Below are 21,447 nucleotides of genomic sequence, written 5' to 3'. Positions count from 1 at the left end.
AGAATCCTTCGTGATTTTTTTTACAGTATGGATGGGCTGTTATCTTTAAGAATTTAAAAAATCAATATTTAGAAAAATTATTTAATTAATTTTTTTATTTTAAGTATCGATGGTAATCATATTTTTTACTGTAATTGTTCTGCTGTTTCCCTGTCATGAAGGCATTTGCCTTAATAGAATCTAGACCATCCTTGCGCATGGAATATCGATAATATTGCTCGCAAATTTTTGAGAATTCCAAGATATTTTTTTACAGCAGAAATATCCTAAAGACGTAGCCGGCAACTGTTTACAAAACAATCTCTAAGAGCCGCTTTGAAAATAATTTTTCGCTAACCAAAGAAATCATTTTTGTCCACGATCTCGTATCATTCACGTTTTGACCACCATTATTTTGATTTTAAAAATAGTTTCTAAATTTATATCTTTTAAAAAGTTAATGTGAGCGTACCATCTATCACCTCGACATGAACTTTTCCCCCCTCAGACAGATTTCCGAATAAAAGCTCTTTGGCAAGGGGTTTTTTAATTTGTTCTTGAATAATGCGAGCAAGTGGTCTTGCTCCCATTGCTGGGTCGTATCCCTTTTGAGCCAAATAATCAGTTGCATTTTCACTTAAAGTGATGGTCACATTTTTCTCTTTTAGTTGCTGCTCAAGCTCGCTGATAAATTTGCCAACGATTCTTTTTACGGTTGCAACAGAAAGCTTGGCAAAAGGAATAGTTGCATCGAGACGATTTCGAAACTCAGGAGAGAACAGAAGCTTGATCGCTTTATCATCTTGTTTTTTGGCATCTTCTTCAAAAAAACCAATGGAATGCTGTTCTCTTTGACGAGCTCCTACATTGCTCGTCATAATCAAAATCACGTGCCGAAAATCGGATGAACGCCCATTGTTATCGGTTAATTTTCCATAATCCATTACTTGCAAGAGCATATTAAAAACATCAGGATGAGCTTTTTCGATTTCATCCAACAACAAAACTGCATAAGGAGTTTTATTAATAGCATCAGTCAATAAACCGCCTTGCTCATATCCTACATAGCCAGGAGGTGCTCCCACCAAACGTGAAGCAGTATGGCGTTCCATATATTCACTCATGTCAAAGCGGATTAAACTCACCCCCAAAGATTGCGCAAGCTGCTTTGCAACTTCAGTTTTCCCTACGCCAGATGGGCCGGAAAAAAGAAAACTGCCTATGGGTTTATCCCTTTCACGCAAGCCCGCTCGTGACATTAAAATAGCATCACTAATTTTTTCGATCGCCTCATCCTGCCCATAAACATTGGATTTTAAACTTGCCTCCAAGCGCTTTAGGAGATCTTTATCATCCTGATTGACCGTACGAGAAGGAATCTGAGCAATACTCGCTACAGCATCCTCGATAGCTTTTAGATCAATATTTATCAGCTTTTTTTTCGATTGGTTTTGACTGTTAGCTAAGCGTAAACGTGCACATGCTTCATCGATCAAGTCAATCGCCTTATCGGGAAGCTTGCGTTCATGCAAAAAACGAGCCGAAAGGGCAACTGCAGCTCCCAAAGCTTCGTCAGTAATTTTGACCTGGTGAAACTCCTCATAGCGTTTTTTGATGCCGTGTAGAATTTGTTCACATTCCTGATGTGTTGGTTCATCAATATCGATCTTTTGAAAACGCCGTGCCAATGCTCGATCTTTTTCAAAATAACTTCGGTATTCCCTATAGGTAGTCGAACCAATGCAGCGCAGGTGCCCTTTAGAAAGAATTGGTTTCAAAAGATTTGATGCATCCATGCTACTTCCAGTAGTGGAACCTGCACCTATTACCGTATGAATTTCATCGATAACCATTATGGCATTTGGCTTCTTTTCCAGCGCCTTAAGCACCGCCTTCATGCGATTCTCAAAGTCCCCTCGATAACGTGCTCCTGCCAACAAAGCGCCCATGTCGAGTAAATATACTTCAGCTCCCTTCAAATATTCAGGAACCTTAGCCTCAACGATTTTACTTGCTAAACCTTCAGCAAGCGCAGTTTTTCCAACACCAGGGTCGCCCACCAAAAGGGGATTATTTTTTTTCCTGCGAGAAAGCACCTGAATTACCCGCTCGAGTTCTTTTTCTCTGCCGATAAGCTGATCAAGCTTACCTCTGCGTGCTTCTTCGGTCAGGCATAAGGTATAAAGTGAAAGCTTGGTTTTCTTTTGCCCTTGGATATCGTCATCTGAATTTTCTTCATCGATTTCATCAAGGTCTTCCCCTGGCTCTATATCTACGGCACCATGAGAAATAACCGACACCAAATCGAGACGAGAAATTCCTGCTTGCTGCATCAAAAAAACAGCATAGCTTTCATCTTCATCAAAAGCAGCTATTAATAAGTGTTCAACACTTACTTCACTCTTTCCAGCTCCAGCAATATTGACAGCGGCTCGTTGCAAAACTCTTTGCAATCCCAAGCTTGGCAGTGTTTCTACTTCAGAATTTTCAGGAAGAATATCTATCTGATGTTCCAAAAATTCCAAAAAACCAGCCCTTAAATCTTTTTTACTCACGCCAATTTGCTGCAACAGAACTTTTATCTTGGGGCTTTCAAACAATACAAAACAAAGATGCTCTACTGTAGCAAACTCATGATGACGCATTTTTGCTTCTTTCAGAGCTTTTTCAACTATTTTTTCTACTTCATGGCTTAGCATCCCACTCTCCCCTTTGTTATCCTAGCGACTAACTTCTATGCGGGCTAGCCGAGATCATCACCTTCTAACTACTTAAAAAATCTATATTTTAAAAAAGACTTATTCCTGCTCAATAGTAAGAAGCAATGGCATACCATTTTGCCGACAGTAGGATGTAACCACGTAAACTTTTGATTCTGCTATATCTTTTGTATAAATGCCGACTTTTGCTTTACCTTCTAGATGAACTTTCAACATCAATCGGTGAGCGTCTTGTGAATTTTTATGAAAAAAATTAACGAGCACATGAATAACAAATTCTTGGGTAGTAAAATCATCATTATGAAACACTATGCAATATTTTTTTGGTTCTTTGACCTCTCTCTTTTCAGCCACTAAGGTATCGCCAGAATATTCTGGTTCTTTTCTTGTTTTTTTATCATTCATAATCGATTATTTCCCTAAAGCTTTTACGATGCGAACATCATGCTAAAGCACGAACAAAGAATTTACCACCACACATTTCGAGGCCTGAACATTAACGTTAAGAGGCTGTAAAAAAAATCAATTTGGCAATTCTGGTTCAATAAATGTCGCTGTGACGAAAGTATGACGTGAAAACCTTTTTGAAAGGAAATATCATGTCGTGCTTGTATGAGACCTGTTTGTCAGATTGTGCCTGGGAGGTGATTGAGCCACTTTTTCCTGCTAACGCCAAACGAGGCAGACGTCGTGTCTATAGCTTTCGGAGCATAGTTGATGCCATATTCTATGTTTTAAAGAACGGCTGTGTGTGGCGTTGTTTACCCAATGACTTTCCTCCTCACGGTATTGTCTATCACTATTTTCGCACCTGGTCTGTTTCTGGTTTGTGGGCGGTCTTAAACTGCATTCTCGTGGCAATAGTCAGAACCTGTGCTGGCAGAGATGCAAGCCCCTCACTTGTTTCCATCGACTCCCAATCACAGACAGCGGAACCAGGAGTAGATGAGCGTGGTTTGGATGGGGGAAAGAAGATTAATGGAAGAAAGCGCCACATCGTTGTTGATACGATGGGATTGATGCTCCTATGCATTTGTACCGCAGCAAATGTATCTGATAGGGTTGCCGGCGAGGAATTGGTTACTGAGCTCAATAAGCGCGAGAAGTTTCCCAGATTAGCGAAGATTCTTGGAGATAACGCATATAAGAATTTGTCTTCAGACTTGAGAGTAGGCGTAAGCACAGAAACTGCGGAACGTTTAAAAGGGCAAAAGGGGTTTGTACCACAAATATTTCGTTGGGCCGTAGAACGAACTTTTGCTTGGCTGAATCGAAATAGGCGTCTGGTGCGTAACTATGAGAAGAATACAAAGCATCAGGAATCAATGAACTACATCGCTAATGCAAGATTATGTATCAGACGATTGGAAAATTGGCTTACCACCTGAGATTTGATTTTTTTTACAGCCTCTAAGAATTGTCATAATTTTCATTATGGACTTTCAAATTGCATGACAAATTAGAAAAACGGTCACTGGATAAGTGACCTTTTTTTATTGCTTGGTTACCGCTAATTCAAAATTTCAAGTTGTGTCACCTTTAAACGGCTTGTTCTTCGTAGACACTCTCCATCATCATTAATTGGACAATTATCCAAGCGAGAGTTGCTGGCCGGCGGAGAAAAAAATTCCCCTTGAATACGAACATTTTTATCTTTGGCATTGATCAATCTCTGATGATCGACCGACTCAGATTCTTCCAGTGGCCTAATATAACCATTGTCCTCAATTAGCCAAAACTCAAGGCCATCATAAGCCTCGAAAGACATTTCTCTGGATAACTCGCTGAAATGGAGTTGACCAGAATAAATTGGTGGAGCCCAAGGATCCTGACTACCGGGAACTGGGATGGGAAGAACATCGTCAGCTTCACCATATGTGTGTAAAGCTAAAGAGATTGAAGAAACAAAAACCAAAACTACAAAACTTAAAAGATTTTTCACGAAATCCCCCTCTGGTTACTTAAAATTTACCATCAGAACCATCAAACCTCTTCAAAAATTTTAACCTTAAAAAAAAGATCTGTTCGTTTGGAGTATACCCCAACGAGGCAGTTGAAGGTGGCCCAAAAAGTGTCACATTAGACTCAAAAATTTCCTTGTTTAACAATTGTGTTCACCACTTCTTAGAGTTAACTAAGACAATTGTTTTCAGGCTATGAGCAAATCAAAGTTTAGATTTGGGAATATTGACTTTATTGAGGCGATGGTCATAAGAGAGGGGTTTGCTGTCTTGCTGTTTTCCAAGCGCTGATAACTATACGGATTTTTCAGCCCCAACTTCTTTGCCACCTGGCCTTGAGTCATATGATTTTTGATACGTTCTTGTCGCAAAGCCATAGCAAAAGCAATTTTTGGATTGACTGGAACATCAAAAACCTCTTTTCCTCGGACGAATTTTTTGGGTTCTGGAAATATCTCTTTTGACGATTCAGGCTCGTCAAGATAAAGGTTTAAGGCTTCTTCCGCGTTTTGTTGAAGTTCTTTTTTTGTATCAGCTTGGGTAATACAACCCTTGAGCTCAACACATTCCGCCCAGTATCCTTTATTTTCTTTGTGAACTTTAAAATGGTATCGCATATTACTCACCTAACCTCTTGAGAAGGTATTTTTCTAAGCCCTTGCTTAGCTCTTTGTGCATGGGAATAGTTTCTCGCTCCTCGCCCTTTTTCATGAACACATGAGAACCTCTTTGGCGAAGTTTTTCCCAGCCAGCCTTCTCATATTTCTTCTGCATTTCTTTGCCGCTTAAAGGCATGGCAAACCCTGAATGTTTTATAACAACTCAACACCAACTATACTTGGTGATCTATTTGGTGTCAATAATCATAAAAAAGTGTAATAGTTCGATAACTTATATTGCACCCTTCATAGAGCATAGATTATATTACGGTATATGGAGCGGTAATTTGCTTGAATTTTGGTCATTTCTTGGTTGTTCTATAAACGATGGTTTAGGTGACAGATATGTTGATAGGTTATATGAGGGTTTCGAAAGCAGATGGTTCGCAAAAACTAGATCTTCAGCGCGATGCGTTGATTAATGCTGGTGTCGAAGAAAAAAATATTTATAGCGATGAAGCATCAGGCAAGCTTGATGAACGATTGGGGCTCAATGGCGCATTAAAGGCTTTGCGTAAAGGCGACGTATTGGTTGTTTGGCGACTTGATAGACTGGGTCGTTCCTTAAAGCATCTGGTTAATACGGTGCACGAGCTAACCGAGCAAGGTATAGGTTTTAAAGTGTTATCAGGCCATGGATCAGCTGTTGATACGACGACTTCTTCAGGAAAATTGGTCTTTGGTATTTTTGCCGCGTTGGCAGAATTTGAACGAGAGCTAATCTCTGAACGTACCAAAGCGGGTCTTGAGTCAGCCCGAGTCCGGGGGCGAAAGGGTGGAGCCCCGTTTAGGATGACATCCGCAAAGCTTCGTCTAGCTCAGGCAGCTATGGGTAAGGTTGAAACAAAGGTTGGCGAACTTTGTAAAGAGCTATCTATCAGCCGTCAGACGCTTTATAGGCATGTTTCTCCCCAGGGCGAACTTAGAAGTGATGGAATAAAACTAATTGAGCAACAGAATTAGGGTCATGTTACGCTTTTCCTCAAATTCGCTGAAAACCTCATTAACTGCTTAAAAATACAACGAAAATTATTGTAATATCAATGATTTTCGGTGAAATTTATTTTTAATTTAAACGATCGTTTTTTAAATAATTATTTGCCATGGTTGGATGAGTTATGACCAGTTAATCCTCGGTCAAATGACCGATAGCGGTTGTTTTTGCTAGACCGTCCAGGTAATCGTATGGGAAAGCTCTTAAATGAGCACATGTCCGCGATCGATCAATAACTCTAAAACGTATGAAAGGCATCGGCCTGAAAATACTCTTCTGTATCAAGTTATCGCCGCCAATCAAGATATTTTTTGGCTTTGCACCTGGTTTTTGAGCAGGCCCAAGAACTCATAAAAGAAATTATGAAAACTCTTAAGATTAGTAATGCTGTTTTTGCTTCAAATTACTGGTTTCGTTAGATGGGTATTTTCAAAAAAAGCGGTTTATACTACTTATAAGCACTTGCCAGGAATTTTTGTGCAACGTATTTTTTTAGGGCAGCGACATAAAAATATTATTGAGCATAAAAAAGCACATAATACAAACACCTTTTAACTGCTTTATATTTTTAGATTAATTATTTTTTAAACAGGAATTAAGCATGAAAAAAATACTTACTTTTTTCTTTTTAATAACTATCCACCTGACAAGCTTTTGTTTTAACCACAATAATCAACCACTAAAATACACCAAAGAAATACCACAAAAAGAAGTAGGAATTGCTATAAAAAAATTCAATGAAATACTGTTAGACGAATCACTGCTATTGCAAGCAAAGAAAAACCATATCAAACTCGAAAAAAATAGTTTTTTTTACTGTAAAAAAAAATTAAATATAAATAACTACATTAAAAACACACTAAACATCAACGGTCACTCGCTAAATCAGTCATCAAGTAAAACAGGATTAATACTTAAAAATAACATTGTTTTTTTGCACAAATATTTGCTAAGAAAAAAAGATACAAGCTTCCCGGAAAGCTTCTTCTTAAAAATATGGGAATTAAGGTTCGATGACTCATCATCTTCTTTATGGTTTGTACATAAAGGTATCGAAGAAAAAACAACTAATAAAACTCATACAACAAATTTTAGTATTCCTATTACTCCCGTGACATTAGAAGATTTAACATTTTTAAAAGAGTTTATGAGTCAGGAAAGTGCTCAAAAAATATTTGGTGATGATAAGCCTCCTTCATACCAGGCTCCAGAATTACTCAAGGTCTTAACTTCTGAACATTCGCAGCAAAGCGATGGCTAAAAAATAAATTAAGAGCCGTAGTGCAGTATAGGATAGGCTTAGCGAGCGATAGCCTTATTCAAATGCCGCCAATCAAGATATTTTTTGGCTTTGCACCTGGTTTTTGAGCAGGCCCAAGAACTCATAAAAGAAATTATGAAAACTCTTAAGATTAGTAATGCTGTTTTGGCTCCAAATTCCTGGGTTTCGTTAGATGGGTGTTTTCAAAAAAAGCGGTTTATACTACTTATAAGCTCCCCACCAGGCCTGCATCCTTGGCAATGTCTAAAAATAAGTGTTGACCTAGCATAGCCCGGATGGGCCTGCATAAAAGTAATAACCCCTTGTATGAACGACTTAACAACAACCGATCATGCAAGAGGTTTTTTCATGACAAAGAGAAGTAACAAGAAATATCCAAAATCTCAACCCTCATCTGCTTTTAGGCTAACACCCATGAATCCATGTGTTGCTGGCATAGACATTGGCTCTAGGTCTGTATTTATTTGTATTGGTTTTGCCGACGGTCACCAAGAGATACGCGAATATCTGACTTTCACAGAAGATCTCAAAAATATGCTGAGGTGGATCCAACAAAATGGTATCCAGAGCGTAGCGATGGAGTCCACAGGTGTGTACTGGATCCCGGTTTATGATATTTTGGCCCAAGCTGGCATAGACGTCATGCTAGTAAATGCATACTACCTCAAAACGGTGCCAGGTAGAAAAACAGACGTGAAGGATTGCCAATGGATTCAACAGTTACACGCCTATGGGTTACTGCGAGGTTCGTTTCGCCCTGATGACGAAGGGGTGATATTCCGTGGGTATGTAAGACAGAGAAGCCGTTTATTTGAGTTGGCATCGCAGCAAGTACAATTGATGCATAAAGCTCTGGTGCAAATGAATCTTCAACTCAACCACGTGGTAACAGACATTACCGGTGTTACAGGGATGAGCATCATTCGGGCGATAGTCTCTGGCGAGCGAAATCCAGTAGCCTTGGCCAAATATCGAGATTGCCGATGCAAAAAAGAAGAAAAGGAAATAGCCAAAGCTCTCGATGGCAACTATCGGCAAGAGCATCTACTAGCCTTGAAACACGCACTTGAGGCTTATGATTTTTTCCACCAGCAGGCTTTAGAATGTGAAGATGCTGTAGAGCAAATGCTGAAGAAATGGCAAGTTTCTGAACGAGCAAAAGAAGCCCTAGCTGAGATTCCAAGTTCGATGGAGGAATCTCCAACAAACCGGCGAACAGCGCGGAGGAAAACAAAATCCAATCCCAGCCCCTATCACTTTGAAGCGGATATCACTTTGGAAAAGATTCTTCACGTCAATCTCACAGATATTCCTGGTTTGGAAGCCAATAGCATTATAAAAATCCTGGCTGAAACCGGTACCGATATGTCAAAATGGCCAAGCTCGAAACACTTTGCTTCCTGGCTTGGCCTTTGCCCTGGCAATAAAATCTCCGGTGGAAAGGTTTTGAGCAGTAGGAGCAAGCCAACTGCCAATCGAGCATCACAAGCCCTGCGCCTGGCAGCCAATTCTCTCTACCGCTCTAAAACGGCCCTTGGCGCCTATTTCCGTCGAATGCGGGCAAGACTTGGTGCTCCAAAAGCAATTACAGCAACTGCCCACAAGCTTGCCAAGATCCTGTATACGATGCTGAGGGAGCGCAAGAGTTTTAACGAAGCTGGCCAACTCGCCTACGAACAGGCGTATAAAGCGAAACAATTGCTATCCTTGGAGAGGCGAGCCCAAGAACTTGGATATAAACTGATGGCCTGCTAATAATTGAAGTAATTTTACAATAACAAAACAAATTTCTCTCAACTTTAAAGGCCGGCGTAGCATTGGTGCTAAATGCCCGATTATAAGCTTGGTCAGCATAACTACCGATAATATCATTGGTGAGATTGTTTGTCAGAAGACGAATAATCATCCCGTTTTAGAAGAGTGTTCAATTTTAAAGTAGTGTGTAAGTTTTATAGAAGTTTGAATAAGAATGACATAAATCGGAAATCATCAATGTGAACTTATTTAGAAGTAGTGTGTAAGTTTTATAGAAGTTTGAATAAGAATGACATAAATCGGAAATCATCAATGTGAACTTATTTAGAAGTAGTGTGTAAGTTTTATAGAAGTTTGAATAAGAATGACATAAATCGGAAATCATCAATGTGAACTTATTTAGAAGAAGCCAACCGGTTATTTGAATTTTGCTTCATAAACTAATTTATAATCTTCTTTTAACTCATTAATTTTTATCAGAACTTGTTCAACATTTGAATCATAATCACGTTTATCTAAACTTTGTAAAAGTAATAAGATAACATTATCGTTTTTAAACAGTTCATCACGTCCATCTTGATCAGTTAGACTATTATAAATTTCATCTTTAAATGATAATTCGTGAACATAATTTTCACCATCAAAAAATGCTTGATTTTCTGCTTGCCCGTTATATTGATTGCCATCTTTTTGAAATTCATATAATGATAATGTTATCCGCTTATCATTGCTGTCTTTGATTTCATTAAATAATTTATCGTCACCAAAAACAGAACCAGCTTGAAATACACATTCTATGAACTTCTTACTTTTTTCAACTTTTATCAGAATATCAATGCCTGCTTTTTTGGCGTAAATATTAACTGGATTTTCTTCGCAATCCATTAGCATTCCAATTATTTTAGCTTGACTAGATAAACTTATAAATAATAAAAAAACAAGAACCATAAAGTTTTTACATGTCTTCATTGTGACCTCACTTTGTTAAAGTATGCCAAAAAAACAGTTGCCAATAGCCTTTTATTCTCATGCAAGGGTTAGGAAGCATAACTTTCATTTTTTAGACTTTTTACTTTTTCTTGTTTGTGAGATGGCCTTTTCAACATCATCTTTTTTTTAAACCAGCACTTTTAGCTGCTTTTTCAGCTTTTGCCAAAAGACTTTTAAATTTGCTTACTGGAGGTAATGTTATACTTTTTAAAATAATCGTATCTTCGGTAGTGCGGCAAATTTGTTGAATTCTAAATTGCGATCCCAAATTCATATCTATTTATAAACAAGCCAAGCACAATGTCATGCATGGTTTCAGACTTAGAAAAACAAATAGTTTTGCGCCCCAGTCGCTTTATCCTTGTTCGCAGAGTTAAATGTTTTCGTTCGATCTTTTGGGTGTTTTCTTTCCCAATAGAAAGATGTCGATGAGATGTGTCTTTCGTACCCGCCCCAGCCGTCAGTGAAGTAATGTTCGATTCCAAATGGTTTCAGGAGTTGTTTTAATTTCAGCAATCCGTCGTCATGATGCCTATCAATTACATAAGCCAAGACTTCACCAGTTTCATGGGAAATGGCATGCCACAGCCATCTTTGATTGCTCTTATTCTGCACAAAACTCCACATTTCGTCCGCTTCTACCTCGTCAACTTTGATGATGTCTACAGAATCAAAAGCCAAGTCATTTCGAAACAAGACAGCCGTGTTAATTTGGGTGAGCGCACAGCCTTTTTTTTAATGTGGACATCACAGTTTTCTGGGAGACGCAGAGCACTCGCGATGTATCTCTAATTCCTGCCCCATTCATAGCCATATCAAGGATCTTTTCTCTAATTTCTGCAAGCCATCCCTTATTGTCATAGCGGACAATGAAAGTTTTCCTATCGCATTTATCATTTTGACAGCAGTAGCGTTGCTTGCTGTTAGAGCTCTTGCCAAATTTAACAACGGATTTTGTGTCTTTACAGCTCGGGCATTCCAGTGGCAGGTAAACAGTCATGGCCTTCTTTCAAATCTTGTTTAAGAACAAACTCAATTTATTAAAGAAAGGAGAGAAGAAAAATAGTTCAACAAATTTGCAGCACTACCCCTTCTGCTCCACATATGCAAGCTGACAAAGTAGTTAATAATATTTAAGATATTGTGTAGAGCGGTTTCTATTAGAACGAGGATCTTTTAAGTCCTTAAAAAAATCTAAAAAACTTTCTTCTAAATTTACTGACATTTTCTTTCCTATATATAAAGAAAGAAAAATAACTATTTAACAAATTTGCGCAATTGAACTTTTTTCATGAGGTGGCCCTGTATGCTGTATTGACTATTGTTGTGTTTGTATTAGTTTAAATTTTTAATTATTTATTTCAAAACTATTTTAATTTTAGGATAATATATGCCTTATAGTAAATTTTTTTTAAATATTTTAAAATGTTTATTAATCGTAACTCAATGTAATGCTTCAGAATTTTTTCATTTACCTAATAAAAGCAATCTAAGTTTTAGCAATATAACTTCATCTTGCACAAGGGATAATTTAGAAGAGATGTTTAATGTTTTTATTGAGGAATCTTCACAACGAGTTGAACAGATTAAAAATCAGCAAATAAGGTCAATAGCTGATAAAATTATATCTTTTGCCAAACTTGATGGACATTATTACGAATCAAATGAAGATTCTTCTAATGATGGATACGAAAAAATTTTAAAAACAGAGTATTACCCATTTTTAGATAACCTACAACGCTTTGATGAAGGTTTCATTACTTCAAATGATTTTTTTACTTTTACTTTAAGTAGATATATTGATCATTTAGATGCTAGGGTTAAACAAGCAAAATTATCTCATAAAGAAGACGAACAATTTTATTTATGTATGGGTTCAGGTGGATTTTATACATCAGGTTATAAGTTAAATTTTTTCCGCGATGATAAAATTATACCTCACTATGAAGAAGCATTAAAAATGAGCTCTTTGCAATTTTTTAATAAATATACATCCTCTTGTAAAGATACAGAGCTTAAAAAATATATACAAATTTCAACTTTTAAAACTAAAATTACGAAACAATTTATAGCTGAAAAAGCTAAAATCAAGTCTTTAAAAGATAGGGTTTTGCCTTACATTGATCAAATTGATAATTTTTATATTGATATTATTTATCAATCATGGAGAATGATAGAAGATCCTTCTGAGTTAAATAATAGGACAAAAAAAATTTTGAATAATTTTAAATACCTATGGCCTGTTTTAGAAAAAGGTAAATTAGAAGAAAATAATATAGATACACTTATTAAAATTTGTGCGATAGATAAAAAAGATAATGATGAACTAAGTACGGTTTTTAATATTAGCAATACCACTAAGAAACTAAGAAAAGTTAATTTAAATAAAGAGTTAATAAATTTTCTTAAAAATAAAAAAGATGAGAGTTTGACAAAAGAATTTTCTCCTGAATCAAAAGAATTAATTGATTTATCTTCTGATATGAAAGAAGAAAACATTGTTAAAGAAGAAAAAATAGAGTCAAATATTTCTTTTTTGTCAGTTCAAGAAGTAATAAAAAATGACAGTGTTGTAAAAGAAGAGATAATATCTTTAAAAACAAGTACTAAAAATCCACAACTTTCTAGAAATATTTTAGATCCTAAATCTGATTTTAGAAGTGTATTATTAAATTCTATTGATAAAATAAAAAGTGTTAAACATATTAAATATAATAAAATTAATAATATATTTAAAAGACTGAAAGGGGAAATAAAAAATATTAATGGTTCTCATGAAACATGGGTTTTTAAAGATTATCATAATAAAGAACAAACCTTTGGCTTTTGGAGACTACATGGAAAAGATCATTACGGTCCTTGGACAAAGGCAAGCATTTTAGAGTTTTTGAATAAGCTAAATAACTAGTATTTAGATTAAGGGGCTGTAGTAGCTAAGCCCAATTAAGGGTAAGCTACTTCAATGTATAAGAGACGCAGCCGTTTAACAGTGCGCCAGCAGAGCGAACTGATAAAATTATTTGTTGCTGGTGTAACCGCCAGAGCAGCATCAGAACTGGTTATTATTCAATCTAATACAGCCAGTAATTTCTTCTTAAGGTTAAGAAAATTAATAGCCAGCAAACTTCCAAGCTATGACTTAAGCGGAGAAATTGAAGTAGATGAAAGTTATTTTGGCGGAGTTCGAAAAGGCAAGAGAGGACGTGGAGCTGGAGGTAAAGTAGCTGTTTTTGGCCTTCTTAAGCGAGGTGGCAAGGTTTACACAGCCATCATTCCTAATGCAAAAACAGAAACTCTTCTGCCTATTGTAGAAGAGAAAGTTCTTCCGGACAGCATAGTTTATACAGATACCTTTAAATCATATAATGCCTTAGATGTATCTGCATTTCACCATATGCGCATTAATCATTCCAAGCTGTTTGCTGATAAGCAAAACCATATCAATGGGATTGAGAACTTCTGGAACCAAGCCAAACGCAATCTGCGTAAGTTTAATGGGATAAAACAGGATAATTTTTATTGGTTTCTTAAGGAATGTGAATGGCGCTTCAACGGAGGCAATCACCAACAGCTTCTAAAACAGCTAAAATACTGGTATAAACACACTAAACATTAACGCTTAGCTACTACAGCCCCTTTATTATTAAATCAAAAATTAAAATTTTTTTAATAATATCTAGAAACTTATTTTAGGGAATAGCAAAATGGATCTTGGCATTGTGGCAATAACCAGCAAAAAAAATAAGCTTATTAGAGTATTATACAACATCCAAAGATCTAGATATATTTTAATCTTGATCTACAAAATGTATAATATTAAATCACTCAGCTATGAGTAACTTTAAATTAAATTTTTTTTTCGCATTGGCATACATCTTAACAATATTTAGTTGTAGCTCGGGCCAATCAAATTCTGAAACGAGTCGGCTTCAGTTAAATAGGCCGGCTCAAAAAGAACCTTCGGACGTGAGCACAACAACAAGGAAAAACATCCTAGATGATGCTATTAAACCTAAAGCCCAGCCTTCTCATAGTCCAGTTTTAAATAGCGAAAAAGACCGCACAACAACTCATGAACAAAAACCAAGTGAACAATTAAAAACTCCTTTTCTCGTTCCTAATCAGACCACCCAATCAAGCAATCCCACTGTTCACTTGAGCTACCAACAAATGTGCCAATCTTTGGTTGATGATACGCCCGCCAATGCACCCTCATTTCAGTTGGGCGAATTGCAAAATCGTTTTTTGCTGGCCCATAACAAAGACCGATCCCGCTTTGGCCAACAGCCTTTAGTTTGGAGCAATGAGCTTGCCCAACATGCGCAACGATGGGCTGATTATTTAAAAACTAACTACGCTTGTGCGATGCACCATCGTTCTGCTTTAAATCAAAGAGAAGGCAAAGAGTGGGGAGAAAATCTTGCATGGAATCAGACCAGCAAAACTATAAGCATAGGTTATTTCGCCTCCAATCCAGAAAAGCAAGTTTATGGTTGGAATAGCGAGTGCATTGATTATAATTTGGATAGCAATACGTGTCAGCCAGGAAAACAGTGCAGACATTTTACTCAAGCTTTGTGGGATAGCACTACTGAAGTGGGTTGCGGTGTTGCAGTGTGTAATGCTGGTGATGCTGGTTTTAGCAAAGGCGGCAGAGCTGAAATTTGGGTCTGCAATTATAATCCTCAAGGCAACATCACCATAACTGATCAAAATAAAATAACTACAAAACTCAGGCCTTTTAAGTTAAACCCGCCGGAGCAAGGCAAAAGATAACTCAAACTCACTTCCTACTCGGCAAACAACTTCAGACAACTCCCACAGCAGTCTAGAGGTAATCTTGTATGATAATCCTGGCTGTGGATTTTGTGTTGCTTCAGAAAATCTGCCCAGAGAGCACAACATAAATTTTCAATTTGTGAATATCCATAATGATCCAGTGCTGGCTCAAAAATATCGTCCCAACATAAACGGTATTCGTTAGCCCTTCATTTATATCGATGATACCTATCGTGGAGGCTATCCTGAACTTCAAAAGGCCATCAACAATAAAATTAATTTAAGACAAATGCACGAGCTGAAAGGTGACTAAAGATTGTTCTGTTTAAAGAAGTAGTGATTTTGGCATCTAAGAAATATTAGCAGTGTTTAGAAAGAAAAAAATTTATTTACTCCATATAATGCTTTATATTTAACAAAAAATAAGACAGATAAAATATTTTCTAAACCACTTTTTCATAAAAAAAATGAATTACTTTTAGTTTAATTTTAACATACAAAGTTTTTTGGTTTTGAGCATCCAGTGACAACAACTTATTTTTTAAGCAAAGGTCGTCATTTCTACTTGAGCAAACTAATTTAGTTTCTATCATTTTTGATGCACTATCACTGTAGTTATGCTATTGCTCTAAAAACTATTGAGCAGGGATGAGAGTATGAAATTTTTACACGCATTGATATTTTTAGGCTTTGCGAGCACTGCCTTCGTGCAAACAGCAACCGATCCTGAAAACCTCAAAAATAATGGTACTGGCCACAGCATTGGTGTTGGTGGTGCAGTATTTGATACATGGGGTTTTACCTACCGACATCACTTTAATTCAGATTTTGGTATAGTAAGCAATCTTGGTGGTTGGCTAGGTTCCTATACTGGAAGAATAGGTCTCGCCATAGGACCAAGCTATACTTTTGCCCACCATGTTTTTCCCAAATCTATCTTGCCCCACTCATCGATCAGAATTTATGCTCTCGCCTATGGGGCAGCTATTCTCTATCATGAAAAAAAGAATGCGAATGTTGGAAACCTGAATATCGGCAGTAACTCTTTTTCACTTGGTCTTGGCCTGGGTGCGGGTATTGGGGCTGAATATTTTTTCAACAAAAATTTCTCCATTCACTTAGAGCTCCCCTGGATGACAAATATGAAAATAGAATCACAAAATGGACTTGTTTTTGATAGTTCTCATCCACACTTTGGTGGTGGTATCAACTACTATTTTTAGGAGCGCATAAAACATGAAACAAAATAATATTCTTGTTGCTGTTGCTGACGGGTGTGAAGAACTGGAAACTATCAGCATTATCGACATACTCCGCAGGGCTGATTTTGGGGTCAGAGTATGCAGCATTATGGACAGACAGATCACTTGTGCACTCGGCACTAAACTTATAGCTGATTCTGTTTTTATCGACGAAGAAATCGATGATTATGATGCAATCGTTTTACCTGGTGGAACCAATGGAGCTGAAAATTTCGCGCAATATACTCCACTGCTTGAAGAGCTCAATAATTTTTTTAACAAGAAAAAAATTATTGCCGCTATCTGTGCCTCTCCTGCCATTGTATTTGCAAAACGAGGTTGGTTAGAAAACAAAAAAGCTACGTGCTACCCTGCTCTTAGGGATATGCTTCCGCACTACGTTGACAAACCAGTAGTTGTAGATGCCAATATCATCACAGGGCAAGGACCAGCAAGCGCAATGGAATTTGCTTTTGCAATTGCTCAACACTTATCCAGCCCTGAGCAAGTTTTGCAAGTTAAAAAAAATATGCTCGTAAGATAAATTTAGTATGCGGCGATTAAATCTTGCTATTTTCGTCGCATTTTTTTGCTAACCGCAGCCCTAAATATGCGGCAGGAAAATAAGCACAACACAAATCAGATACGATAAACCATAAGGGTATCGGAAGCATCAGGCTATTTATGATGCCTCCAATAAAAAATATCAGCCCAATACCCATTGCATAAATCGTGGTTCTACTACCAAGCAATCGTGCCGCAACATATGCACCTATCGTTACGGCAATAAAATGCGCCAACAAGGGAAAAATAAAATGTTTTGCAGAAAATAGAGTTATGCTTTGTTTTAGAGCCTCTAAGTTCGAAATATCAACTCCTTCAGGCAGAGGAATAAGCATAGTACCTATCAATACGACAGAACCATTTACAAAGCTTGCCAAAAGCCAGGCTAAAATCATCGAAAATATATTGATAAAAATTTTTTTCATCAAACTCCCCAAAGACTCATCTATTTTAGTAATAATTGACCTTGTTTAACAAAAAATTACATAAGACCAACGAATAAAAAGATAAAGCTTAAAAAAATCAAACAAAAAACTCTTTAACAATCATAGAACCAACACTAATAACAAATAAAAAACATCATAAATAATTTTATTGCATCAATTTCTATAAAATTTTAAATCATATACAAAGGAATATAATAACGATATCGCGCTTTTTTTAGATTTCAAAAAGCAAATAGTTTTCACCTTCAGGCGCTTGATTCTTGTGCACATAGTCAGAAGCTTCCTCTCTATTTTTGAGTGTTCACCTTTCCTATTGATAACTGCTCTGCACTAATATGACGCTCATACTATCCACAGCCATTGGTTAAAAAATGCCTTACGCTGAAAGGTTCAAGTAAGATTTTCAACTTAAGCAAGACAGCATCTTGATATTGACCAATGATATATGCCAGGGCCTCACCAGTTTCATGCTCAATGGTATGCCAAAGCCAGCGCTCATTTTGCTTGTTGCACATAAAATTCCACATCAGCTTCAACTTCTTCTATTTTGATTGGATTTACCGTACGTGAAGAAATACCATTGGTGTTATGACTTTAAATTTTTGATATTTAAGAGACCTTAAAAATACCTAAAAAATCTTAGAGACTATTTTGAAATTATTAAGCTAATGATTTTTGAGGATTTTTTTTTGATGAACAAATTAACCAAAAAGCTTTCGTTAAATACTTTAAAAACCGTTTCTAAGCTCGACTTTGGCCGAAATTGAAACGAATCGGCAGCTTCAAGAGAACATAAGATTGGAATAAGCTGATCTACCCTCAAGAGCTGCCGAGAAATGCAAAGAGCACTTCTTAAAAGATTTCATGAACAATTTTGCCGAATGCCTCAGTTCTCCTAGTCTGAGTTGGCTGAGTGAACTTCTTGCTGCAAGAATTATCACCACACGAACTTATCAAGGGTATTCGGCTTCGATCCCTACAACAGTCCCTGGCATCACCTATTTCAAAACAACCCAGGCACCATGCGGCTGTTGAATAATAGCAATAAGAATGACAACCTTATTCTTCAAGCACTTTGCCAGGCCGCATAACGTGGATGATGAAAAATTAAATCATCAAATTTCGGCCAAAGTCGAGCTAAGAAACTGTCTTGAAAATAATTTTTCACTAAGCTGAGAAAGTATTTTCAAAGCAGTTTCTTATTGCTTTATCGCCTAAAAATTATCTATGGGCGAAAAAAAGAGCGTTATAAACGCTCTTTTGTGTGCTTAATGGACTTCTAGCTATTTATGGTCAATTTCAGTGTTGCCCTGGTTTAATAAAGATTAACTTGTCCTTATGCTCTTCTTGCAGCCCAGGACCCAAAGGCAAATCGTCAGGTTTATCCAGATGGTGTTTGTAGACCTTTTCATCTCGAGGAAGGAAATTAGCTCTCTCTGAATCGATATCTGCTCGTGAGCCGACATCGAGTATCGGAAACAATATAAAAAGTGCCAAAAACAAAAATGATGAACCGGCAATTACCGCGAGAAATTTATTATCAAAAGCAAGATGCATAAATACGCCCATGACCAGCAAGGATTTAGTACCCGCAATCAATAGGGTGACCACAATGCTAAACTTGCCAAAATCATAATGCGCCAACTCAACCGTCGCTATGGTGAGAAGAACCAAAGCAAAAAATACGCCCCAATAAATCCAAACCGAATGGGCATGAGGTTTAGGTCCTTGAACCATTGAAGTGTGTGACATGAGTGACCTCTAAGCAATCAAATACAAAAGCGGAAATAAGAAAATCCAAATTACATCCACCAAGTGCCAATAAAGCCCGCCAAGCTCGATAGGCATATAGTATTGCGATGAAAAATCTCCCTTGACCGAACGAAGCAAAAGCCACGTAAGAATAATAATACCGATCAAAACGTGAATACCGTGAAGCCCGGTCATAAGAAAGTATATGCCAAAGAAGATATGAATCTGATCAGGATTTGACAGATTTCCATTAACAAAAAAATTTCCGGGCAATAAGCCAGCATGGAATTTATGAGAGTACTCAAAATATTTGATTACCAAAAATACAACAGCACATGCAATAGTTATGGCAAGATTCAATATAATGAAGTGCCGTTTATTTCTCTGTGCTGCATGGATGGCCAACACGACAGTGAGACTTGAAAACAAAAGCACGATAGTATTTATTGCCCCAAGCTTCACGTCTAATAATTTATGAGCCTCTCTAAATAAATCACCATGCATGTAGTGAAATATAGAATATGCAACAAAGAGTCCACCAAACAGCAGTATTTCCGTAGCCAAAAAAAGCCACATGCCAAGTTTGCCTGCTTCAAGCTGCTGCTGAGGCTCTGCATAATGGTCGGCCAAAGGAAATAGCGCCGCCTTTTCATTTTGTGCCATAAAAAACTCCCGCTCTTACTTTAAGCTTTCTGAAGGTTTCCGTGAATTGAATGCAGCTCATCTTCATAAATATAGGGTTCATGATTATAGATAGGTTGTTCGTCAAAGTTATGGCTGATCGGTGGAGATTGGGTATGAGTCCACTCCAAGGTCGTTGCATGAAAGGGATTGGCTGGAGCTTTCTTGCCCTTGAAAAGCGAATGCAACAGATTAAAGAGAACTACAAAAAATCCGATTCCTAATAAAAATGATCCAAACGTAGAAACTTGATGCAGTGTCTGGAATTGCTCTAGATAGCTATAATATCGACGAGGCATTCCTTGGGATCCCATAAAAAATTGAACGAAGAATGTGGTATTAAATCCTAAGAAAACTAGCCATGCTCCTAATGCACCAACTTTTTCGTTGTACATTCTTCCAAACATCTTGGGCCACCAATAGTAAATGCCGCCGATAAAAGCCATGAAAGTTCCGCCTACCATCACGTAGTGAAAGTGTGCAACAACAAAATAAGTATCATGTAAATGTATGTCTACCGAGAGCACTCCCAAAAATACTCCGGTCAATCCACCGATACAAAACAAAAACAAAAATGACAGAGCATAAAGCATAGGCGTATTAAATGAGATCGAGCCTTTATACATGGTGGCTATCCAATTATACATTTTAATCCCAGATGGAATAGCAACTAAAAATGTAAGTGCTGAAAATATCATTCCTACTAAAGCTGATTGACCTGAAGCAAACATGTGGTGCCCCCATACCAAAAAGCTAATAACGGCAATTGCTATTGATGAGTAAGCAATCAAACGATAACCAAAAATCTTTTTTTGGCTAAATGTTGTTACAAGCTCAGAGATAATAGCCATTCCCGGTAGAATCATAATGTATACAGCAGGGTGAGAATAAAACCAAAAGAAGTGCTGAAATAACACTGGATCCCCACCTAAATCAGGTGTAAAAATTCCTATACCTATCAGTCGCTCCACAATAATGAGAGCAAGGGTGATTCCCAAAACAGGCGTTGCCATAATTTGGATGATACTGGTGGCATACATTCCCCACACAAAAAGCGGCATACGAAACCAAGTCATTCCTGGTGCACGCAGCTTATGAATAGTGGCAATAAAGTTGACACCGGTAAAAATGGATGAGAAGCCCAAAATAAAAGCTCCAGTTACCATCAGTACAACTTTACCTTCCGCTGAGGTTGAATAGGGCGCATAAAAAGTCCACCCCGTATCAATTGCACCGAAGACAATCGAACAAACAGCAAATAATGAGCCTATAACATAGATGTAATAACTCATGAGATTAAGCCGAGGAAAAGCGACGTCTTTAGCACCAAGTTGCAATGGTAAAACAAAATTTCCCAGTGATGCAGGAATACCGGGGATAATAACCAAAAACACCATAATCGCACCGTGAAGCGTGAAAAATTGATTATAGGTTTTTGCATCAACGAAATTCTTGCCTGGAGTCAACAGTTCTGCTCGAAGAGCCAAAGCAAATAATCCACCTATCAAGAAGAAAAATAGAATGGAGACTAAGTACATCACCCCTATCCGCTTGTGATCGAGCGTAAGGGCCCATGATAAAAATCCTTTTTTACTATTTAAATAGTTCATCCTATGGGCATGACTATGAGTACTCATGTTATTC

24 protein-coding genes are annotated in these 21,447 nt (G+C 37.3%); 11 read left to right on the top strand and 13 right to left on the bottom strand.

Annotated elements, in window-relative coordinates; all coding sequences use genetic code 11:
* Positions 1 to 428 precede the first annotated feature (428 nt).
* Together clpA and H6731_08300 are read right to left on the bottom strand one after the other, a co-directional pair.
* Positions 429 to 2,678 (bottom strand): ATP-dependent Clp protease ATP-binding subunit ClpA, encoded by a 2,250-nt coding sequence (gene clpA, locus H6731_08305; protein ID USN50260.1) that lies wholly within the window; start codon positions 2,676 to 2,678, stop codon positions 429 to 431.
* A gap of 99 nt (positions 2,679 to 2,777) precedes the next feature.
* On the bottom strand, positions 2,778 to 3,104 hold the full coding sequence (locus tag H6731_08300) for an ATP-dependent Clp protease adaptor ClpS (GenBank protein USN50259.1): 327 nt from the start codon (positions 3,102 to 3,104) through the stop codon (positions 2,778 to 2,780).
* A 167-nt stretch (positions 3,105 to 3,271) separates the two neighbouring features.
* Here H6731_08300 and H6731_08295 point away from each other — a divergent pair, with 167 nt between their 5' ends.
* The gene (locus H6731_08295) at positions 3,272 to 4,087 is read left to right on the top strand and encodes an IS5 family transposase (protein USN50258.1); all 816 of its coding nucleotides are present in this window, start codon (positions 3,272 to 3,274) and stop codon (positions 4,085 to 4,087) included.
* 122 nt (positions 4,088 to 4,209) lie between these two features.
* Here the strand turns inward: H6731_08295 and H6731_08290 are convergent, their stop codons facing one another.
* The 3 genes from H6731_08290 to H6731_08280 form a co-directional block, all read right to left on the bottom strand.
* Positions 4,210 to 4,641 (bottom strand): hypothetical protein, encoded by a 432-nt coding sequence (locus H6731_08290; GenBank protein ID USN50257.1) that lies wholly within the window; start codon positions 4,639 to 4,641, stop codon positions 4,210 to 4,212.
* A 207-nt stretch (positions 4,642 to 4,848) separates the two neighbouring features.
* Positions 4,849 to 5,277, bottom strand: a complete 429-nt coding sequence (locus tag H6731_08285) for a type II toxin-antitoxin system HicB family antitoxin (protein USN50256.1) — start codon at positions 5,275 to 5,277, stop codon at positions 4,849 to 4,851.
* A 1-nt stretch (position 5,278) separates the two neighbouring features.
* Positions 5,279 to 5,434: a type II toxin-antitoxin system HicA family toxin gene (locus tag H6731_08280; GenBank protein USN51966.1), complete on the bottom strand. Its 156-nt coding sequence runs from the start codon at positions 5,432 to 5,434 to the stop codon at positions 5,279 to 5,281.
* A 230-nt stretch (positions 5,435 to 5,664) separates the two neighbouring features.
* On the opposite strand from H6731_08280, the gene H6731_08275 reads away from it, so the two are divergent.
* The 3 genes from H6731_08275 to H6731_08265 all read left to right on the top strand — a co-directional run bounded on the left by H6731_08275 (position 5,665) and on the right by H6731_08265 (position 9,350).
* A complete protein-coding gene (locus H6731_08275) occupies positions 5,665 to 6,282 on the top strand; it encodes a recombinase family protein (GenBank protein ID USN50255.1) in 618 nt (205 codons plus the stop codon).
* Between the two features lie 632 nt (positions 6,283 to 6,914).
* Positions 6,915 to 7,574 carry a hypothetical protein gene (locus tag H6731_08270; GenBank protein ID USN50254.1) on the top strand — a complete coding sequence of 220 codons (660 nt, stop codon included), beginning with the start codon at positions 6,915 to 6,917 and terminating at the stop codon, positions 7,572 to 7,574.
* Between the two features lie 369 nt (positions 7,575 to 7,943).
* The gene (locus H6731_08265; protein USN50253.1) at positions 7,944 to 9,350 is read left to right on the top strand and encodes an IS110 family transposase; all 1,407 of its coding nucleotides are present in this window, start codon (positions 7,944 to 7,946) and stop codon (positions 9,348 to 9,350) included.
* A gap of 417 nt (positions 9,351 to 9,767) precedes the next feature.
* On the opposite strand, the gene H6731_08260 is transcribed toward H6731_08265, so the two are convergent.
* From H6731_08260 to H6731_08250, 3 genes are all read right to left on the bottom strand, one after another.
* The gene (locus H6731_08260; protein ID USN50252.1) at positions 9,768 to 10,319 is read right to left on the bottom strand and encodes a hypothetical protein; all 552 of its coding nucleotides are present in this window, start codon (positions 10,317 to 10,319) and stop codon (positions 9,768 to 9,770) included.
* A gap of 342 nt (positions 10,320 to 10,661) precedes the next feature.
* The gene (locus H6731_08255; GenBank protein USN50251.1) at positions 10,662 to 11,036 is read right to left on the bottom strand and encodes a hypothetical protein; all 375 of its coding nucleotides are present in this window, start codon (positions 11,034 to 11,036) and stop codon (positions 10,662 to 10,664) included.
* Between the two features lie 10 nt (positions 11,037 to 11,046).
* Positions 11,047 to 11,340 carry an IS1 family transposase gene (locus tag H6731_08250; GenBank protein ID USN50250.1) on the bottom strand — a complete coding sequence of 98 codons (294 nt, stop codon included), beginning with the start codon at positions 11,338 to 11,340 and terminating at the stop codon, positions 11,047 to 11,049.
* A gap of 390 nt (positions 11,341 to 11,730) precedes the next feature.
* Here H6731_08250 and H6731_08245 point away from each other — a divergent pair, with 390 nt between their 5' ends.
* The 6 genes from H6731_08245 (at position 11,731) to H6731_08220 (ending at position 16,904) form a co-directional block, all read left to right on the top strand.
* Positions 11,731 to 13,248 carry a hypothetical protein gene (locus H6731_08245; protein ID USN50249.1) on the top strand — a complete coding sequence of 506 codons (1,518 nt, stop codon included), beginning with the start codon at positions 11,731 to 11,733 and terminating at the stop codon, positions 13,246 to 13,248.
* Between the two features lie 54 nt (positions 13,249 to 13,302).
* Complete coding sequence (locus tag H6731_08240) at positions 13,303 to 13,956, top strand: IS1595 family transposase (GenBank protein ID USN50248.1); 654 nt, start codon at positions 13,303 to 13,305, stop codon at positions 13,954 to 13,956.
* A 350-nt stretch (positions 13,957 to 14,306) separates the two neighbouring features.
* Positions 14,307 to 15,116, top strand: coding sequence for a hypothetical protein (locus H6731_08235; GenBank protein ID USN50247.1), 810 nt, complete (start codon positions 14,307 to 14,309; stop codon positions 15,114 to 15,116).
* A 64-nt stretch (positions 15,117 to 15,180) separates the two neighbouring features.
* The gene (locus tag H6731_08230; protein USN50246.1) at positions 15,181 to 15,324 is read left to right on the top strand and encodes a hypothetical protein; all 144 of its coding nucleotides are present in this window, start codon (positions 15,181 to 15,183) and stop codon (positions 15,322 to 15,324) included.
* 451 nt (positions 15,325 to 15,775) lie between these two features.
* Entirely contained in the window at positions 15,776 to 16,342 is a 567-nt protein-coding gene (locus tag H6731_08225) for a hypothetical protein (GenBank protein USN50245.1), read from the top strand.
* Positions 16,343 to 16,355: 13 nt separating this feature from the next.
* On the top strand, positions 16,356 to 16,904 hold the full coding sequence (locus tag H6731_08220; GenBank protein ID USN50244.1) for a DJ-1/PfpI family protein: 549 nt from the start codon (positions 16,356 to 16,358) through the stop codon (positions 16,902 to 16,904).
* A gap of 16 nt (positions 16,905 to 16,920) precedes the next feature.
* On the opposite strand, the gene H6731_08215 is transcribed toward H6731_08220, so the two are convergent.
* Both H6731_08215 and H6731_08210 read right to left on the bottom strand, forming a co-directional pair.
* A complete protein-coding gene (locus H6731_08215) occupies positions 16,921 to 17,349 on the bottom strand; it encodes a hypothetical protein (protein USN50243.1) in 429 nt (142 codons plus the stop codon).
* A gap of 368 nt (positions 17,350 to 17,717) precedes the next feature.
* Positions 17,718 to 17,897 carry a hypothetical protein gene (locus H6731_08210; GenBank protein USN50242.1) on the bottom strand — a complete coding sequence of 60 codons (180 nt, stop codon included), beginning with the start codon at positions 17,895 to 17,897 and terminating at the stop codon, positions 17,718 to 17,720.
* A gap of 337 nt (positions 17,898 to 18,234) precedes the next feature.
* Here H6731_08210 and H6731_08205 point away from each other — a divergent pair, with 337 nt between their 5' ends.
* The gene (locus H6731_08205; GenBank protein ID USN50241.1) at positions 18,235 to 18,405 is read left to right on the top strand and encodes a hypothetical protein; all 171 of its coding nucleotides are present in this window, start codon (positions 18,235 to 18,237) and stop codon (positions 18,403 to 18,405) included.
* A 264-nt stretch (positions 18,406 to 18,669) separates the two neighbouring features.
* Here the strand turns inward: H6731_08205 and H6731_08200 are convergent, their stop codons facing one another.
* Genes H6731_08200 through ctaD form a run of 3 tightly spaced genes read right to left on the bottom strand, consistent with a single transcriptional unit; the run spans position 18,670 to position 21,440 of the window.
* Positions 18,670 to 19,122 (bottom strand): cytochrome C oxidase subunit IV family protein, encoded by a 453-nt coding sequence (locus H6731_08200; GenBank protein ID USN50240.1) that lies wholly within the window; start codon positions 19,120 to 19,122, stop codon positions 18,670 to 18,672.
* Between the two features lie 9 nt (positions 19,123 to 19,131).
* Positions 19,132 to 19,785, bottom strand: coding sequence for a cytochrome c oxidase subunit 3 family protein (locus H6731_08195; GenBank protein USN50239.1), 654 nt, complete (start codon positions 19,783 to 19,785; stop codon positions 19,132 to 19,134).
* 20 nt (positions 19,786 to 19,805) lie between these two features.
* Positions 19,806 to 21,440 carry a cytochrome c oxidase subunit I gene (ctaD, locus tag H6731_08190; GenBank protein USN50238.1) on the bottom strand — a complete coding sequence of 545 codons (1,635 nt, stop codon included), beginning with the start codon at positions 21,438 to 21,440 and terminating at the stop codon, positions 19,806 to 19,808.
* Positions 21,441 to 21,447 lie beyond the last annotated feature (7 nt).

This window comes from Myxococcales bacterium (assembly GCA_023898405.1).
Lineage (GTDB): Bacteria > Myxococcota > UBA727 > UBA727 > JABDBI01.
Note: the sequence above shows the minus strand (reverse complement) of the source record. Positions and strands in the feature narration are given on the sequence as shown.

Coding starts and splice junctions, on each gene's coding strand:
- H6731_08280 (USN51966.1), bottom strand. CDS start 5,434: ATGCAGAAGAAATATGAGAAGGCTGGCTGGGAAAAACTTCGCCAAAGA.
- clpA (USN50260.1), bottom strand. CDS start 2,678: ATGCTAAGCCATGAAGTAGAAAAAATAGTTGAAAAAGCTCTGAAAGAA.
- H6731_08270 (USN50254.1), top strand. CDS start 6,915: ATGAAAAAAATACTTACTTTTTTCTTTTTAATAACTATCCACCTGACA.
- H6731_08205 (USN50241.1), top strand. CDS start 18,235: ATGAACAATTTTGCCGAATGCCTCAGTTCTCCTAGTCTGAGTTGGCTG.
- H6731_08300 (USN50259.1), bottom strand. CDS start 3,104: ATGAATGATAAAAAAACAAGAAAAGAACCAGAATATTCTGGCGATACC.
- H6731_08260 (USN50252.1), bottom strand. CDS start 10,319: ATGAAGACATGTAAAAACTTTATGGTTCTTGTTTTTTTATTATTTATA.
- H6731_08245 (USN50249.1), top strand. CDS start 11,731: ATGCCTTATAGTAAATTTTTTTTAAATATTTTAAAATGTTTATTAATC.
- H6731_08200 (USN50240.1), bottom strand. CDS start 19,122: ATGTCACACACTTCAATGGTTCAAGGACCTAAACCTCATGCCCATTCG.
- H6731_08250 (USN50250.1), bottom strand. CDS start 11,340: ATGACTGTTTACCTGCCACTGGAATGCCCGAGCTGTAAAGACACAAAA.
- H6731_08210 (USN50242.1), bottom strand. CDS start 17,897: ATGTGGAATTTTATGTGCAACAAGCAAAATGAGCGCTGGCTTTGGCAT.
- H6731_08265 (USN50253.1), top strand. CDS start 7,944: ATGACAAAGAGAAGTAACAAGAAATATCCAAAATCTCAACCCTCATCT.
- H6731_08240 (USN50248.1), top strand. CDS start 13,303: ATGTATAAGAGACGCAGCCGTTTAACAGTGCGCCAGCAGAGCGAACTG.
- H6731_08225 (USN50245.1), top strand. CDS start 15,776: ATGAAATTTTTACACGCATTGATATTTTTAGGCTTTGCGAGCACTGCC.
- H6731_08215 (USN50243.1), bottom strand. CDS start 17,349: ATGAAAAAAATTTTTATCAATATATTTTCGATGATTTTAGCCTGGCTT.
- H6731_08195 (USN50239.1), bottom strand. CDS start 19,785: ATGGCACAAAATGAAAAGGCGGCGCTATTTCCTTTGGCCGACCATTAT.
- H6731_08275 (USN50255.1), top strand. CDS start 5,665: ATGTTGATAGGTTATATGAGGGTTTCGAAAGCAGATGGTTCGCAAAAA.
- H6731_08285 (USN50256.1), bottom strand. CDS start 5,277: ATGCGATACCATTTTAAAGTTCACAAAGAAAATAAAGGATACTGGGCG.
- ctaD (USN50238.1), bottom strand. CDS start 21,440: ATGAGTACTCATAGTCATGCCCATAGGATGAACTATTTAAATAGTAAA.
- H6731_08220 (USN50244.1), top strand. CDS start 16,356: ATGAAACAAAATAATATTCTTGTTGCTGTTGCTGACGGGTGTGAAGAA.